12 protein-coding genes and 1 pseudogene are annotated in these 14,416 nt (G+C 58.7%); 8 read left to right on the forward strand and 5 right to left on the reverse strand.

Features of this window, described 5'->3' with window-relative positions:
• The first annotated feature begins 25 nt into the window (after nt 1-25).
• From ACNA0J_RS18670 to greB, 7 genes are all read left to right on the forward strand, one after another.
• Complete coding sequence (locus ACNA0J_RS18670; RefSeq protein WP_415820353.1) at nt 26-1,747, forward strand: NAD+ synthase; 1,722 nt, start codon at nt 26-28, stop codon at nt 1,745-1,747.
• Nucleotides 1,748-1,838: 91 nt separating this feature from the next.
• The gene (locus ACNA0J_RS18675; RefSeq protein ID WP_415820354.1) at nt 1,839-2,861 is read left to right on the forward strand and encodes an NUDIX domain-containing protein; all 1,023 of its coding nucleotides are present in this window, start codon (nt 1,839-1,841) and stop codon (nt 2,859-2,861) included.
• Nucleotides 2,862-2,966: 105 nt separating this feature from the next.
• The gene (locus tag ACNA0J_RS18680) at nt 2,967-3,500 is read left to right on the forward strand and encodes a cysteine hydrolase family protein (RefSeq protein ID WP_415820355.1); all 534 of its coding nucleotides are present in this window, start codon (nt 2,967-2,969) and stop codon (nt 3,498-3,500) included.
• 24 nt (nt 3,501-3,524) lie between these two features.
• Entirely contained in the window at nt 3,525-3,917 is a 393-nt protein-coding gene (locus ACNA0J_RS18685; RefSeq protein WP_415820356.1) for a PH domain-containing protein, read from the forward strand.
• A 64-nt stretch (nt 3,918-3,981) separates the two neighbouring features.
• Nucleotides 3,982-4,728, forward strand: coding sequence for a metallophosphoesterase family protein (locus ACNA0J_RS18690; RefSeq protein ID WP_415820357.1), 747 nt, complete (start codon nt 3,982-3,984; stop codon nt 4,726-4,728).
• Nucleotides 4,729-4,786: 58 nt separating this feature from the next.
• A complete protein-coding gene (locus tag ACNA0J_RS18695; protein WP_415820358.1) occupies nt 4,787-5,632 on the forward strand; it encodes a 3',5'-nucleoside bisphosphate phosphatase in 846 nt (281 codons plus the stop codon).
• A gap of 6 nt (nt 5,633-5,638) precedes the next feature.
• On the forward strand, nt 5,639-6,190 hold the full coding sequence (gene greB / locus ACNA0J_RS18700; protein WP_415820359.1) for a transcription elongation factor GreB: 552 nt from the start codon (nt 5,639-5,641) through the stop codon (nt 6,188-6,190).
• Nucleotides 6,191-6,225: 35 nt separating this feature from the next.
• On the opposite strand, the gene ACNA0J_RS18705 is transcribed toward greB, so the two are convergent.
• The 5 genes and pseudogenes from ACNA0J_RS18705 to ACNA0J_RS18725 form a co-directional block, all read right to left on the reverse strand.
• Nucleotides 6,226-6,639 carry a barstar family protein gene (locus ACNA0J_RS18705; protein ID WP_415820360.1) on the reverse strand — a complete coding sequence of 138 codons (414 nt, stop codon included), beginning with the start codon at nt 6,637-6,639 and terminating at the stop codon, nt 6,226-6,228.
• A 140-nt stretch (nt 6,640-6,779) separates the two neighbouring features.
• Nucleotides 6,780-7,808: a DctP family TRAP transporter solute-binding subunit gene (locus ACNA0J_RS18710; protein ID WP_415820361.1), complete on the reverse strand. Its 1,029-nt coding sequence runs from the start codon at nt 7,806-7,808 to the stop codon at nt 6,780-6,782.
• A 62-nt stretch (nt 7,809-7,870) separates the two neighbouring features.
• Nucleotides 7,871-8,439 (reverse strand): TRAP transporter large permease subunit (locus ACNA0J_RS18715; RefSeq protein ID WP_415820362.1); only part of this gene is annotated, 569 nt, incomplete at its 5' end.
• A 1-nt stretch (nt 8,440) separates the two neighbouring features.
• Nucleotides 8,441-9,169 (reverse strand): annotated as a pseudogene (locus tag ACNA0J_RS18720) (TRAP transporter large permease subunit); the annotation flags it as partial.
• The gene (locus ACNA0J_RS18725; protein WP_415820363.1) at nt 9,166-9,705 is read right to left on the reverse strand and encodes a TRAP transporter small permease; all 540 of its coding nucleotides are present in this window, start codon (nt 9,703-9,705) and stop codon (nt 9,166-9,168) included. The pseudogene ACNA0J_RS18720 and the gene ACNA0J_RS18725, both read right to left, overlap by 4 nt.
• 417 nt (nt 9,706-10,122) lie before the next feature.
• On the opposite strand from ACNA0J_RS18725, the gene purL reads away from it, so the two are divergent.
• The gene (purL, locus tag ACNA0J_RS18730) at nt 10,123-14,196 is read left to right on the forward strand and encodes a phosphoribosylformylglycinamidine synthase (protein WP_415820364.1); all 4,074 of its coding nucleotides are present in this window, start codon (nt 10,123-10,125) and stop codon (nt 14,194-14,196) included.
• Nucleotides 14,197-14,416: the final 220 nt, after the last annotated feature.

Genomic DNA, 14,416 nt, shown 5'->3' on the forward strand with positions numbered 1-14,416 from the left:
GAATTCTTTATATAAAGGTCGAACTATGCAAAACCAATTTTCGATCACGGTAGGCCAGATCAATCCCACGGTCGGAGACATGGATGGCAACATCGCCATGATGTTGGCGGTCGCACAGCAGGCGCAAGGCGCCGGCGCGGATATGGTGGTGTTCCCGGAGCTCGCGTTGACGGGGTACACCCCTGGCGATCTGTTGGACGATCCGCTTTTTGAGCGTCGTCGCGCGGCTGCGCAGGCAACGCTCTATGAGACGAGCCGTCAAACACCGGATGTGTATTGGGTGGTCGGTCTGCCGATAAGGCGAGAGGGTACGTCTGGAAAGCCTTTTTACAACGGCCTGCAGGTGCTGTTGAACGGCGAAGTCGTACATACGCAATACAAACAATTATTGCCCACCTATGGGGTGTTCGATGAGCAGCGGCACTTTGCACCGGGACCGGATACCGCAAAAATACTGCGTCTCAGAGGGGCGACGATCGGCTTTCTGATTTGCGAGGATGCCTGGAATGATGAGGCTCAGGATTATTCAGTGAATCCCTTTCAGCGTTTGGCGGATGCAGCGCCGGATCTGGTGATTTCTATTAATGCCAGCCCCAGCAGCAAGGGAAAACGCCAAGTGCGGCATCAATTGTTTTCGAAAGCTTGCGCGCGTCACCAACTGCCTGTGTTGTATGTCGCCCAGGTAGGCGGACATGATCAACTGGTGTTCGACGGAGCCTCGTTTGCGGTGGATGCGGCGGGGACGGTGGTATTCGAGGCCGAACGGTTCGAGGTCGATTCGCCTACACTGCATTTCGATCTTGGCAGCCAGAAATTCTTCGACGCGCAAGGGAAAGTATTGCAGCCGGTACCGCGTGATGGACTGCCCGTATTGGAGTTCTATCGTCAGCAGATCGTGCTGGGCCTGCGCGACTATGCGCGTCGTTGCGGGTTCGGCAAAGTCTTGGTGGGCTCCTCTGGCGGCATAGATTCCGCGTTGACGATAGCGTTGGCTGTGGAGGCGCTCGGGCCAGAAAATGTGATCGCCATCACCATGCCGTCAGTCTATTCGAGCGAGGGCAGCGTGTCCGACTCGGTAGTGTTGTGCCGTAATCTGGGGGTGACGCTGCACGAGATTCCCATACGGGACATCGTGTCGCAGTTTTCGGCCTCGATGCAAGGCAGTACGGTGGGCGAAGCGCCGAGCGGTCTGGCGCTGGAGAACCTGCAGGCACGCGTTCGCGGCACGTTGTTGATGACGTATTCCAATCAATATGGTCCGTTGTTGCTCACGACCGGCAACAAGTCGGAGCTATCCGTCGGGTATTGCACACTGTATGGCGACACTAACGGCGGTTTGGGACTGATCGGCGATCTCTACAAGACCGAAGTCTTTGCCCTGTCGGGGCATATCAACAAGACAGCAGGCCGGGAGCTGATTCCGCAGAGCATCATCGAAAAAGCACCATCGGCGGAGTTGGCACCCGATCAAAAGGATACGGATTCGCTGCCGCCGTATGAAGTGCTGGATGAGATGCTGAAGGTCCTGATCGAGGGCTCCTTGCTCGACGCCGACGATCTGGCCGTCGCGCAGAATACCGTTGATGCATTGGTTCAGACCGAGACGGGGCGGCAGACGCTGGACAAGGTACAGCGGCTCATCGCGCGCAGTGAATACAAACGCCGCCAGGCTCCGCCTATCATTCGAGTGCGCGCCCGTGCGTTTGGGACGGGCAGGCAGGTGCCTATCACGGCGCGGCAGTATTGAGAGGCTTCGGCGTCGACTTCTGCTCCTCCCACTTTCTGAATTGGGGTGGGGAGGAGGGCCAGGCATTGTCTAGAAAATCAGGAATATTGTGATGTCTTCGACTTATCGTTATCCCGTCACCGTTGTCATCGGCCGCTGGCAGTTGCCGCACTTGGCGCATAAAGCGCTGATCCAGCACGCGTTTGACGCCGGCGAACGCGTGATGATCGTGATTGGCTCTTCATTTCGTTCGCGCAATGATAAAAACCCATTTCGTGAATTCGAACGCCGCGCCATGCTGGAAAGCATGTTGACGCAGGCGCAACGCGCACGTGTGGAGTTCGTATTCGTGCGGGACTATTACGATGACCGGCGTTGGGCGGATGTCTTGCGAGAGGAGGTACGAGCGCGTGCCTCAGGTCAACGAGTCGCTCTGGTCGGGTTCAAAAAGGATGCTTCGGGCTACTACCTCGATCTGTTTCCCGATTGGGCCTATGAGGATGCAGGCAGCATCCAACCGCTGGATGCGACACGTTTGCGCGATGTGTATTTTGGCGAAGGCTCGCTGTCCTCCAGCATTCAGGTGCTGGAACCCTATGTCGATCCCGGCGCGCTGGACTATTTGCGATCATGGGCGGCGTTGCCGGAATACGAGGTGCGGCGTGCCGAGCACCAGGCGATCAAGCGCTACAAGGCAAAGTACACGGGGCCGTATTTTCTGACGGCCGATAGCGTGCTGCAGGTGAATGATCACGTATTGCTGATCAAGCGCGGCGGTGAAATGGGCCATGGGCAGTGGGCGTTGCCGGGCGGTTTTGTCGACCCGGGAGAACAGTTCTATGACGCCGCGGTGCGCGAATTGAACGAAGAGACCCGCTTTGCCGCACTACCCGGCGTGATTAGGGCCGCTCTGAAAAGGAGTGCCGTTTTTGATCACCCGGACCGCAGTCCTCGCGGTCGTCTCATCACACAGGCTTTTCACTTTCGTTTCAGTCGGGATGAACTGCCGCAGGTACAAGGCGCCGACGACGCCAAGGAGGCCGTGTGGTGGCCCATCGAGCGCCTGTCCGAAATCGAAGCTGATCTATTCGAGGATCACGCTGTGATTCTGGACCATTTTTTTGGTTTTCGATGACCGTGCACTATAGCGTGCAATAGAAAGAACTATGATTGATCCAGTTTCAACAAAAGTCGAAACTTCTCCTTGACCAGCGGTCAGCTCCAGAATCAGGATCAGGCAATGAAGAATGCACTTCTGATTATCGACGTCCAACGTGGTTTGTTCGATCCTGAACCACGTCCCCATGAGGCTGACGTTGTGCTTGAGCGCATCAATTTCCTCACAATGCGAGCGAGGGACAAAGGTGTTCCCGTGATTTGGATACAGCACGAGGATGCTGGAGAGTTAGCGTTTCTATCTCCAGGCTGGCAATTGGCGTCGTCGTTATTGGAATTGCCGACCGACCTGAAGGTCGGAAAAAAGACCGCCGATTCGTTTTTGAACACAGATCTTGGCGGTTTGCTCTCACAACTAGGTACAGAATCAATCGTAGTCGCTGGCTACGCGTCGGAGTTTTGCGTCGATACGACGGTTCGGCGTGCGGCGGCCTTGGGATTCCCTGTTCTGATCGCTGCTGATGCACATACTACGCATGACAAGCCGCACGCGTCAGGCGAGGCTATACGGCGACATCACAATGCGACGTTGTCAGCCATTTCCAGTTTCGGTCCGCAGATTCGTGCGGTTCCATGTTCTGAAGTTGAATTCGAATAGAAGGTTGAGTAAGCGAGGTTTTCTATGAAGAAGTATCCCTCGAAAGTTGACCTGTGGCTGATAGCTTTGTTGGCGGTGGTGACTGCGCTGCTTGCCTGGGGCACGTGGCATTCCGGGCATGTACTCGCTTTTGTGGTGATGATCCTTTGGCTCGCCATTCTCGCCCTGACGATTTTTCCGTGTTACTACGTTTTGACCGACAGTCATTTGTTGGTCCGTTGCGGCATGCGGAAGTGGAAAATCTCCTATACCGATATCAAATCCGTCAGGCGCTCGCGGAGTTTTCTGGCTGGACCAGCGCTGTCGCTACAACGAGTGGAAATCCAGGTCGGGCCGTTCGACGCGATACTCCTATCACCATTGGACCGGGACAAGTTCATTGAAGATGTACAGTGGCGTGTGTTTAGACTGTCGTAGATTTTGGGTGGCGTGTCGCGCCCATATATGAATATCTATCTCGAATCACCCAATCAACCTCAAAATGAAGATTGCAGTCCTTTCTGACATCCACGGCAATATTTCCGCCTTGCAAGCTGTCCTGGAGGATATTGCACAGCAAGGAGTGGACTGTACGGTCAATCTGGGAGACATTCTTTCAGGACCGCTGCATCCTGTTGAGACGGCTGATCTGCTGATGTCACTCGACCTGCCCACCGTCCGAGGCAATCATGAGCGGCAGCTGCTGACTCATCCGGTGGAGTCAATGGGAGCTTCTGATCGGTTTACCTATGAACGTTTGGGCAAGGAACATTTAGACTGGATCAGGAGTTTGCCGCTCGATATGCAGTTGGGTGGGGATATATTGTTAGTGCACGGTTCGCCCGGCAATGATTTGCAGTACCTCATGGAGACTGTGGACGAGACAGGATTGCGGCCAGCCAGCGCAGACGAAATAACAAGCCGTCTCGATGGGGTAAACCAATCGATTATTTTTTGCGGCCACACTCATATTCCTCGATCGGTACGTCTGCCCGATGGGCGGAGGGTAATCAACCCCGGTAGCGTTGGCCTACAGGCTTACGATGATAGCCATCCGGTGCCACACGTCGTGCAGACTGGATCGCCCCAGGCGCGATATGCCATCGTTGAGCGTCAAGGTGCTGATTGGTCCGTCGACCTACGTAAAGTGCCGTACGACTATCAGACTGCCGCGGATCTGGCGCGGCGTAACGGCCGGCCGGATTGGGCCGTGGCTTTGCAAACGGGCACCCTGTCAGAATTAGGTTGAACTCTGCGGCAAGAAAGCCGGCATTGCCAGCCAGCGAGAGGGCCGTACAATAGACTTCATGTACACCACTACCCTGAACATCGATCTGCACTGCCATTCCACTGTGTCCGACGGGATTTTGCCGCCGGCCGAGGTGGCTCGCCGTGCGCACGCCAATGGCGTGGATGTCTGGGCGTTGACGGATCATGACGAGGTGGGCGGTATAGCGCAGGCCGGCGAGGCTGCACGCGAACTCGGGATGCAGTTCATCACGGGTAGCGAGGTCTCGGTCACTTGGGCTGGGCAAACGGTCCATATTGTCGGCCTGGGATTTGACCCCGAAAACCCCGCGTTGCTGGAGGGCCTGCGTAATACCCGGTCTGGCCGTTCCGAGCGGGCGCGCCGCATGGGGCAGCGTTTGGCGGACATGGGTATGCCCGGTGCCTACGAGGGGGCCATTCCCTTGGCTGGTAATCCAGACCTGGTCAGCCGCACCCACTTTGCCCGTTATTTGGTGCAAGCCGGGTATTGTCCGGATGTACAAACCGTTTTCAACAAATACCTGGGCGACGATTGCCCGGGGCATGTTCCGATGCAATGGGCGACATTGCCGGATGCCGTGAGCTGGATCACTGGCGCAGGCGGACGGGCTGTTATTGCTCATCCCGGCCGCTATAAATACTCGTTGTTGCAGTTCAATGCGCTGTTCGACGAGTTTTTGCAGCTGGGCGGCGTCGGGATCGAGGTGGTGACGGGGAGTCACACCGCTGACGAGGCGCGTCATTATGCTGGCGTTGCTCGACGCTTTGGATTTCTGGCCTCGCGGGGATCGGATTTTCATAGTGCGACAGAGAGCAAGGCGGATCTCGGTTCGTTGCCCCCATTACCCGATGATTTAAAGCCAGTCTGGCACGACTGGTTCTAGACAAGAATGAACAAGGCTTTTGTTAAAGAGTCGGATCGCGACGACGACGATGATTTGCCCGAGGCGCAGGCGCTGCCGGCAGGGACGCGCAATTACATGACGCCGGCGGGCTATGCCCGTTTGCGTGATGAGTTGGCTCACTTGATGAATGTCGAGCGCCCCTCGGTCGTGCAGGTCGTGTCGTGGGCCGCCTCGAATGGCGATCGTTCCGAGAACGGCGATTATCTATACGGCAAGAAACGCCTGCGCGAGATTGATCGCCGTATGCGTTTTTTGACTAAACGCTTGGACATCGCCGAGGTAGTCGATCCTGCTGCACAACCGAATCGCGACCAAGTTTTTTTCGGTGCAACCGTGACTTATTCGGACAAGGCGGGCGAGGATCACGTCGTCACGATTGTCGGCGTCGACGAGGCAGAGCCCCTGGCCGGGAAGATCAGCTGGATTTCCCCCGTGGCACGCGCACTGATCAAGGCGCGCGAAGGCGATACGGTTGTCTTGCGCACGCCCGGTGGCGTGGAAGAGCTGGATATTCTCGAAGTGCAGTATCCCGAATGACTTCGATCGGTATGTCAATTCTCGTGCCGCTAGATTCAGTCCGATGAGGCCGCATCTTGCCCACGCAGGGTGATGTTGGGATGGTCAGCGATGATCTGCAGCACGATATCGAAATAGGTGGCACCCGTGTCGTTTTCCAGCGCTGCCAGTTTTTTACGGATGAGTGTCAAGTTGAATTGGTCTGGATGCTTTAGTTTTTCGAGGTAATACTCACGCGTAGCTGCAATACCGAGATCTGCACGGTTTTTTTCCATATTTCGCCAGATCAATACCACCGATTCTTCACCGCGCGCCGCGCCGTAGGCGCCGTATAGCATGTCGTCCAGCGCATCCAGACTTGGCCCAAGCTGCCAGTCTTCGTCTGCCATGAACACGCGATTGATCTCTGTGTAAAACGACGGAATATCGTGAATATTGTTTCCGTCGAGGGTCAGGGTTTTGGTCGGCATGGTTGTGCGGCACGTAAGGGCGGGTTCTGGATAGAGTACAAAAAAACGGACGCCGATTCGGCGTCCGTCGTGGAGGCGGGCTCTGTTGGCCGTGCCTTCCAGTTGGCGGCCGTGGCCGCCATATCCCCTTGGGTTGCTGCTTATTTCTTGCGGGCGGCGATGGCTTTTTCGGCCATGTTGACCAGATCTTCGCCGACACGTGGTTTCCATTTGTCGTAGACCGGCTTGGTCACGGCGACAAATGCTTTGTGCTGTTCTTCGGTCAGCGACGTGACAGTCACGCCATGGCCTTCGATTTCCTTGAGTAACGATGGGTCTTCAGGGGTCACGCCTTTACGGGCGATCGCGATTTCTTTCTTGCCGGCTTCGATGGCTGCTTCGCGGACGATCTTGCGATCGGCTTCAGACCAGGATTCCCAGACTTCGCGATTGACGACAAACACCAGCGGGTCGGCAACGTAATTCCACAACGTCAGGTATTTCTGAGCGACATCGTAAAGCTTTGCGCCGGTATAAATCGATAGGGGATTCTCCTGACCATCCACCGCGCCGCTGGCCAGCGCGGGCTGCGCATCGGCCCAGCTCATTTGGGTTGGGTTCGCGCCCAGCGCGGTGAAGGTGTCGATGTAAAGCGGCGAGCCGACGACACGCAGTTTCAGGCCTTTGAGATCCTCGGGCTTGGAGATGGCGTGGCGCGAATTGCTCAACTGACGATAGCCGTTTTCACCCCAGGCGAGCGGAACGACGCCGGATTTTTCAATGACTTTGAACAGCTCGGCGCCGACATCGCCTTGTACCAGCGCGTCAATGGCGGCGTAGTCAGGCATCAGGAAGGGCAGGGAAAACAGGTTGAGCTGTTTGACCTGCGGCGACCAGTTGATGGTCGAGCCGACGGCCATGTCGATGACGCCTTGGCGGATGGCGGTGAATTCACGGGTCTGATCGCCCTGGACCAATGAGGTGCCGGGATAGACTTTGATGTTGATGCGGCCGTTGGTGCGCTCGCGCACGAGGTCCGACCAGATCACCGCGCCCTGGCCCCAAGGGAAGCTGGTGCCTACGACGATAGAGAGTTTGTATTCCGACTTGTAGTTCTGGGCGTGCGCTGGGGTCAACGCGAATGCGGCTGCCGCGCACAAGGCAGCGCCGATCAGGTTGCGTAGCTTCATGGGGTTATCTCCTCGTGTTTGTGAAATTTATGCGTTATTAATGCAACGGCTGGGTGTGATGATCAATACCCCAGTTTGTGCGGCAGCCACAGCGCCAGTTGCGGAAACACCAATACCGCGACCAGTACCAGGAACATCGCCGCCAACAGCCACAGTACCCACGGGATCGTAGATTCCATGGGTACGCGGGCAATGCGGCAAGATACCATCAGATTTACGGCCAGCGGTGGGGTGAATTGGCCCAGCGCCACTTTCAAGGTCAGGATGACGCCAAACCAGACGGGGTCCCAGCCATAGGCATCGGCGATGGGCATCAGCAGCGGTACGAAAATCAAAAAGATCGAGATCCCGTCCAGGAACATGCCCATCGTCATCAACAGCAGGATCAACAAGGACAGTACGCCCCATTCACCCAGGCCCGAATTGACGATGGCATGGGTGATCGGGTCGATGATGCTCAGGGTGGACAGCGCCCAGGCAAAGATACCGGCCAGGGCGACCACCATCATGATGACGGCCGAGAGCTCGGCAGCCTCGCGCAAGATGATGAACAAGTCGCGGACCTTGATCGTGCGATGGATGAACATGCCGACGAACAGGCCATAGAACACAGCGACGACGGCAGCCTCGGNCGGCGTGAACCAGCCCATCCGCATCCCGCCCAGAATCAGGACGGGCGCTGCCAGGCCCCAGCTGGCCTCGCGCAGGCTGGCCCACAAGGGCGGGCGGGGGAGGTGGGCTTCCTGGATGCCGAGTTTGTGTTTGCGGGACAGCCATACCGCGGGCACGATCAAGGCAATACCGGCCAAAATGCCGGGCACCATGCCGGCGGCGAACAGCGCGGGCACGGACGCGCCTGGTACCAGCACCGAATAGATGATGAATGCGATAGACGGTGGAATCAGGATATCCGTGGCGGCGCCAGCTGCGACGACCGAGGCCGAAAACGGCGCGGGATAACCCGCGCGCGACATGGCGGTGATCATGACGGCGCCGACGGCTGCCGCGCAGGCCGGGCCCGAGCCCGAAATACCGCCCAGGAACATGGCAACGGCAATGGCGATCAGCGGCAGCATGCCGGGGCCGCGTCCCACGATGGCGATGGCCAGATCGACGAGCCGGCGAGCTACGCCAGACCGGTCGAAAATCGAGCCGACCAACACAAACATGGGAATGGCCAACAAGGGATATTTGGCCAAGCCAGCGTAAAAATTCTGGGGGACGGCCAGCAGGCCAAACCACGCGACATCATGATTGGATATCGCAATGGCCAGCGTGCCTGCAACGCCCAGCGACACGCACACTGGGACGCCGATGACCATCAGGATGGCGAAGACGATAAAAAGCAGGGCGGCGATCATTGCGTTTTGCCCTGCAAGAGGCGGCGCAGTGTACCCAGCGTGCGCAGCGCAATCGCCGCCGCCATCGCCGGCAGCCAGATCGAATACCACCAGGTCGGCACGCCGATGGCGGGCGAGGTCTCCTCGTACATGTACTCGTCCAGCACCAAGCGGACAGACAATACCGTCAGCAAGATAAAGAACAACAAGACCACGGTATGCGAAATGATAGCCAGGCGCCGTTGGCGGGCGGGGGGGCCGCTATCGGCGACCGCCTCAATACGGATATGGTGGTTGCGGACAAAGGCGCTGCTGCCACCCGCCATGGTCAGCACAATCAACAGGAACACCGAAATTTCTTCAGTCCAGGCAAAGGACTGATCAGTGAAGTAGCGCACCAGCACATTGATAAAGGTGATCAGCGCGAGGATGGCCAGGACGCCGACGGCGAGCCAGTCTTCGATGGCTAGCGGGACCTTGACGTCGGGATCGGGAGTGGCGGAGATGATGGGTTCGGCAGGAGTAGCCGAGTCGACGGGAACGTCTGGGTGGGACATGGGCAGCAGCAGCTTGGAATAAGGCGGTGATCAGAAAACTGAGAAAGCGGGTAACCGGGGCAAGCGGGCAGAAAGCCAGAACGAGCAGGCCAAGCGGGCCAGGATCGCAGCATCCTACCGTTGACGGCGGCTCGCGTTAGTGCGTGTTTTCCCGTGGGTGAAGGGCTTTTGCAACATGTTGCGGTACGGAAATTGCGCGGGATTTGGGGTCAAAACGGGGCGTTTGGCTGGTCCAATTTCCAGGGAAGAGCGTCGTTTGCTGCATAGCGGCATCATGCGGCAGCGTGATTTTGAATTATTTTGTAACTCCACCCGGGGAGGGTTTCTGCCCGACTTTAGGGGGATTCGCTCGGGAAATCCCTGAAAAGGTAAAATGCTCGTTTTGCTTCTTTCCACTTTCCAAACGGCGCCCGCATCGTGTCTCTCGTCCAGCATTTGCCCGGTTCTTCTGTCCTTTCCGCCTTTCGCCGCGAGCGTCTCCTGGCACAGCTGCAAGAGGCGGGCCTGCCTGTCGCAGACGTTTCCGCCCGCTACGAACATTTCATCAATACGGATACGGCCCTGGATGACGCTCAACAGCTGCAATTGACGCAGTTGCTGGACTACGGCACGCCCGTGGCGGGCGAGGCGCCGGCCAAGAGCCTGACACTGCTGGTGATCCCCCGCCTGGGTACGATTTCCCCGTGGGCCAGCAAGGCCACCGACATCGCTCACAACTGTGGCCTGGCTGCAGTGCGGCGTATCGAGCGCGGCGTGCGTTATTTCCTGGTGCCCGAGCGCGGTTTGCTGGGCGCGAAAACGCTGGATGATGCGATGTTGGCCCGTGCGGCTGATTGCCTGCATGACCGCATGACGGAAACGGTGGTGGGCGCGGATTTCGACGGACAGGCGCTGTTTCAGGCCCTGGCGGGCAAACCCATGCGTACGGTCGCCGTACAGGCGCAGGGGCGTGATGCATTGGTTGAGGCCAATACGACACTGGGCTTGGCGCTATCCGAGGACGAGATCGATTACCTGGCACAGTCGTTCACCAGCCTGGGGCGGGATCCCACGGATGTCGAGCTGATGATGTTCGCCCAGGCCAACAGCGAACACTGCCGCCACAAGATTTTCAACGCCCAGTGGGTGATTGACGGCCAGCCGCAATCGGAAACGCTGTTCGGCATGATTCGTGCCACCCACAAGGCCCAGCCCCAGGGCACGGTCATTGCGTATTCGGATAACGCGGCCGTCATGGAAGGCGGTGCTGCGCAACGTTTCCAAGCCGGTGTGCCGTCGTCTGACGGGCAGGGCGGCGAGGCTGCCCGCTATGTGCGGCGCGATGCCACCGTGCACACCCTGATGAAGGTCGAGACGCACAATCACCCCACGGCGATTGCGCCGTTCCCAGGGGCGGCGACGGGTGCGGGTGGCGAGATCCGCGACGAGGGCGCGACTGGCCGTGGATCCAAGCCCAAAGCAGGCCTGACAGGCTTTACCGTGTCGCATTTGCGTTTTCCGGATGCCATGCAGCCGTGGGAAGCCGACCATCATGGCTTGCCCGACCGTATCGCATCGCCGCTGTCCATCATGATTGATGGCCCCATCGGCGGCGCTGCGTTCAACAACGAATTCGGCCGGCCGAACCTGCTGGGCTATTTCCGCACGTACGAGCAAACCGCAGGCGATACGCGCTGGGGCTATCACAAGCCCATCATGATCGCGGGCGGGCTGGGCAGTATCGATGCCGAGCTGACCAAGAAAGAAATCATTCCTCCTGGCGCTTTGCTGATCCAGTTGGGCGGCCCGGGCTTCCGCATCGGGATGGGCGGTGGTGCGGCCTCCAGTATCAGCATGGGCAGCAACTCCGCCGAGCTGGACTTTGATTCGGTGCAGCGTGGCAACCCGGAAATCGAGCGTCGCGCGCAAGAGGTCATCGATCGTTGCTGGCAGCAGGGTACGAATAATCCGATTCTGGCGATCCATGACGTGGGTGCGGGCGGTTTGTCGAACGCGTTCCCCGAGCTGGTCAATGATGCCGGCCGCGGTGCGGTGTTCGATTTGAAGCGTGTGCCACTGGAAGAGTCCGGTCTGTCGCCGGCGGAGATCTGGAGCAACGAGTCGCAAGAACGCTACGTGCTGTCGATCTTGCCGCAGGACCTGGAGCGTTTCGATGCGATTGCGCGTCGTGAGCGTTGCCCGTATGCGGTGGTGGGCGTGGCGACCGAAGAGCGTCAATTGCGCGTGGTCGATGGCGAAGGCCTGCCGGGTGTTGATACGGCTGCGGCCGGTGAGAGCGCGGTGGGTGTGGCCGCAGGCGATGCCAATGCGCGGCCAGTCGATGTGCCGATCGATGTGATTCTGGGCAAGCCTCCGCGCATGACGCGCGATGTGCAGCGCTTGCCTGGTGTGTCGGAGCCCCTGGACCTGGTGGGTATCGATTTGACCGAGGCCGCTTATCGCGTGCTGCGCCATCCGACGGTGGCCAACAAATCGTTCTTGATCACCATTGGCGACCGTACCGTGGGTGGGTTGTCCAGCCGTGACCAGATGGTGGGGCCGTGGCAGATCCCGGTGGCGGATTGCGCGGTTACGTTGGCGGATTACGAAGGCTTCCGTGGCGAGGCCATGGCGATGGGCGAACGCACGCCGCTGGCGGTGCTGAATGCGCCCGCATCGGGCCGTATGGCTGTTGCCGAGGCGCTGACCAACTTGGCCGCCGCCGATGTGGCGCGTCTGGAGGACATCAAGCTGTCGGCTAACTGGATGGCTGCCTGCGGTGTCGACGGTCAGGACGCTGCCTTGTACGACACGGTGTCTGCGGTCAGCGAGCTGTGCCAGGCAACAGGCCTGTCGATTCCGGTCGGCAAGGATTCCCTGTCCATGAAGACCTCATGGAATCAGGATGGTGAAAATCGCCAGGTCGTGGCGCCTGTGTCGCTGATCGTGACGGCGTTTGCGCCGGTGAGTGATGTGCGTGCCAGCCTGACGCCGCAGTTGCGTGCCGAGGTGGGCGACAGCGTGCTGATCGTGATTGATCTGGGTCGTGGCCGCCATCGCATGGGCGGCTCTATCCTGGCGCAGGCCTACAGCCAGGTTGGCGAAAGCGTGCCGGATATCGACGAGCCGCAGGATTTGCGCGCGTTCTTTGTGACGATTCGCACGTTGGCCGAGGCCGGGGTGTTGTTGGCGTATCACGACCGTTCCGACGGTGGCCTGTTTGCTACGCTGTGCGAAATGGCATTTGCCGGTCGCACCGGGATTTCGGTCAACCTGGATATGTTGACTTTTGATGCAAACTCGGCGGATTGGGGCGACTACAAGATCCGTCCCGAGCAGGTCGCGGTGCAACGTGATGAACTGACGCTCAAGGCGCTCTTTACCGAGGAAGCCGGCGCGGTGCTTCAAGTCCCCGCATCCGAGCGCGATGCGGTGATGCAGGTTCTGCGCGGCGCGGGTTTGTCGGCGCATTCGCATGTGATTGGCGGGCTGAACGATACCGATACGGTCGAGTTTTATCGTGACGGTAAAAAGATCTGGAGCGAGCCGCGTGCCGATCTGGGTCGTGCCTGGAGCGAGGTCAGCTACCAGATCATGTCGCGCCGGGATAATCCAGCTTGCGCACAGGCAGAGCTGGATACGTGGAACGATGTCAAGGATCCGGGTCTGTCGCCGCGCGTGGCATTCGACCCGCAAGAGGACGTCGCTGCGCCGTTCATCGCGACGGGCAAGCGTCCTCGTGTTGCGATTCTGCGTGAGCAGGGTTGCAATAGCCAGGTCGAAATGGCCTGGGCGTTTGATACGGCGGGCTTTGATGCGGTCGACGTGCACATGACCGATTTGCTATCGGGCCGTATTGATTTGAGCACGATGCAGGGTCTGGTGGCTGTTGGCGGTTTTAGCTATGGCGATGTGTTGGGCGCGGGTGAGGGTTGGGCGCGCACGATTCGCTTTAATAGCCGTTTGTCGGATCAGTTCGCGGCGTATTTCGGGCGTTCGGATACCTTTGGTCTGGGTGTGTGCAATGGTTGCCAGATGATGGCGGCATTGGCGCCGATGATTCCTGGTGCGGAGTTCTGGCCGCGATTCACGCGTAACCAATCGGAGAAGTACGAGGCGCGTTTGTCGCTGGTGGAGTTGGCTGCTTCGCCGTCGATTTTCTTCCAGGGAATGGAAGGAACGCGAGTGCCTGTGGCGGTGGCGCATGGCGAAGGCTATGCGGACTACAGTAAGCAAGGCGACGCGGGCAAGGTGCTGGTCGCTGCGCGGTTTATCGACAACCATGGCAAGGCGACGGAGGCTTATCCGTTTAACCCGAACGGCAGTCCAGATGGGCAGACGTCGGTGACGACGGCGGATGGGCGCTTTACTGTGATCATGCCGCACCCTGAGCGTGTGACGCGTAATGTGATGATGTCTTGGGCGCCTGAGCAATGGGGGGATGCGGATAGTGGTGGTGCTTATAGCCCTTGGATGCGGATGTTCCGTAATGCTCGGGTTTGGGTAGGATGAGCTTTACTGCTTGATGTGAAGGAAAGAGCCTGGCTTTTTAGCTGGGCTTTTTTTTGCCAGGATGACCTAAAACAGAAATGCCCTCTTTAGGGCCGCAATTCGACGGTGCAGAGTCGGTTGTTGGGCCGGTAAAGGCGGTCACGTTGGTGTTCTATTGGACGTCGAGGCNGGGCAGTGNCCGCGTGAGGGCGCCTTGGGATCGNGCGAGGGAAACCGAAGG

It is taken from the genome of Bordetella tumbae (assembly GCF_965139195.1).
Lineage (GTDB): Bacteria > Pseudomonadota > Gammaproteobacteria > Burkholderiales > Burkholderiaceae_B > Bordetella_A > Bordetella_A tumbae.